1 protein-coding gene is annotated in these 2,551 nt (G+C 52.6%); it reads right to left on the minus strand.

All coding sequences use genetic code 11. The features are described from left to right. Positions 1 to 667: 667 nt before the first annotated feature. Positions 668 to 1,705 carry an HNH endonuclease gene (locus CPY51_RS05815; protein ID WP_195909435.1) on the minus strand — a complete coding sequence of 346 codons (1,038 nt, stop codon included), beginning with the start codon at positions 1,703 to 1,705 and terminating at the stop codon, positions 668 to 670. Positions 1,706 to 2,551: the final 846 nt, after the last annotated feature.

Consider the following 2,551-nt stretch of genomic DNA (forward strand, 5'->3'; position numbering starts at 1 on the left):
AAAGCCGTCGAAGTCATCGCGCAATGGAATTCCTGATGTCATCCGCAAACCTCAGTTTGCGATATTGATTCAGAACTCAACTGATTTGGAAACCTCAAAAAGAGTCAGAGATCGCTCACGCTGGTATCAGGTAGTTCCGGGTATCCACGATAGACCGGACGAGACCGCATAAAATCCTCTCAACCGACGACTCTTGTCGAAGTTGCGCGGAACGCTTTGGCCGCTTGCCTGCGATTAACTTCAACTGCAGAAAATATGGGTGACGCCCGCGAAGATTGCACCTTCGCAAAAAAGAAGGGCTGTCTCAAGGGAGTGAGACGGCCCGTGGCGGATTGTGTCCACTGGCACGCGAGGGAGGGGAGGACATCGCGGCGATCACTTCGCTATTGGGAGGGATGCAAGGCGACGATTTAAAGGTAGTGCGTTCCTACACCTGCGGGCACGGCTCATCCTCGCGTATAATCTACGGCATTGTTCTCTGGGATGCTCGGCGTATGTTTGGTCTTTTCCTGACACCGGTCTTCTTCGTCATCCTGCGGAAACGGCACAAGGCCAAGGCACCCGAAGCTCCTTTCGAACGGGCGCAGGTCCAGCTAGCCAGTAGATTAGACAGCTGGATACGGGCGCCGGACGACCAGTCGTTCGGCGCCCAAGTCTTTGATGTCGATCAGCCGTATCGGTTCTCAGATGTCGGTTCGTGTTGAGTGGAGTCGACTGTTTCTGCCTGGAATGTAACGTTTACCGGATCGCTCATTGGGTCGATCGACGACAGGTCCACCTGGAAGAACTTCGATTTCCCGTAGACGTTTGGATCAACCAGGTCGGGAAACCTGAAGAAAGGAATAGGATCGCTGGTGCCCTGAGCGTCATTCAGAGCTGACGGCACCGGAACCTGGAAGGTCTCGTTTCCATACCTAATCGCGATGAACGCGTACGGGTAGCGTGTGTCGGCTGATCTCCGCATCAGCAGCGCAACGCCTAGAAATCCGGGCGGCATTGGGCCGGGATGGAAGCCGACGAACACTTGGATAGGACCACCGATGCTCTCATGGGTCTTCGTCATGATCCACCGTCTGACGTCCTTGAAATTCTCAAGCTCGTCCTCCGGCATCAGCGTCACAGCCATTTTCCAGAAGGCTTTCAAGACTGCGAGCGGGATGTAGGGCTTCCGCCTTATTGTAAGACCAAGTTGCCTTGCCTCTCCATTAACGGTCGCGACGGGATCGTCCTCGTAGGATTTGATTTGAAACCCGCTTTTGGGATCGTATTCCATTTTCCAGCCTTTCCCGCCACTCTCTTCAAGTTGCGGAAAGCGCTTTTTCCCTTTGATTCGAGCGATATACCGCATTGGCTTAGACCAATGCCCGAGATGGGTTTCGATACCCTCGCCAAATTCTTTGTTGCAAGTGTCGCATTCGTAGGTCGTAGAAAGGGCTTTATTACCCAAAGATTCCGGAATTGCGTGAGCCAAATTCCGGAATGAGACAGCAGGTTCGCCTTTCCCGCAGAAACGACACAGCCGCTCGCCGTCCAGACTTATTACAATCTTTTCCCCAGGCTTAAGCACATGGTGCCGGACCATGTCGTAATGCTCAAAGTAGAAGCGAAGGGATTTCTCGATATCTGACGAAAGCCTCAAGGCGGGCTCCGGCTCAACTGCCGCCTCGTCTATGTGGCCTACACCCCCAATGATTACTTGCCCCAAGATAGTTGATCCCCATAGGAACCGGAAACGTTTCTTCATTGAATTCATATTGCAATACCACGCTAATAGGCGCCCCCTTGCGGAGCTTTAACACTAAAATTTTCTAGGAATACCGCCTTTCACGAGCACTCGCATCGTGAGTCACAGACAGATCAATGTACCACAAAATCGAAGGCATTAACACTGAATTAATGAGACGATGAAGCCGACCCGAGACGGTCGGGGCGCTTTATTATGCGGAACTCGGCTTCCGGAAGCTTCGGGTTCGATTGGTGTCAAATAGAGCGACTTCCCGGTCGGGAAAACCCTATCCAAATTGCTTGCAAAGATTTCGCCGCTTTGGTTCGTCGCGGTGTCAGCTACTATGCGACAGGGCCCAATAGCTCTGTCTTCGGCTCCAGCAATAAAGAGACCTTCTTTCCCCGCGTGTCAGATCGATCCATCCTTCGACGGTGAAGCTTAGTTTTTCGGTTGCGGCCGTCGAGAGGTCAGCTGACAATGTATCAGACGAAATAGAGAGAAGACGAGTTCGCGCTCTCGCTGGTTTCAATCGGCACCAGGCAATCAGCGCGTATCGAGTCTTTGCGACCGATTTTGCAAGCCAATATCCCATCATATGTCGAGCAGGAAGTTTACAGGCTGTTAGATGACGCCGGAGCGGAGAGCGCCGTGGCCATCTTATGCGACTATTGGAACCAGCTACGAAGTGACATGCCTAATGACCTGCCACTGCGAATTTCCTCCAAAATTGATTAGAGTTCGGCCTGACGAAGGACGGACGAATGAAGAAGCAGAGATTTACGGAAGAGCAGATCATCGGTGTGCTGCGTGAGCAGGAGGCTGGCG

Origin of the sequence: Arminella tubonensis, from assembly GCF_003240585.1 — a bacterium.
In the GTDB taxonomy this organism is placed as follows: domain Bacteria; phylum Pseudomonadota; class Alphaproteobacteria; order Rhizobiales; family Rhizobiaceae; genus Rhizobium; species Rhizobium tubonense.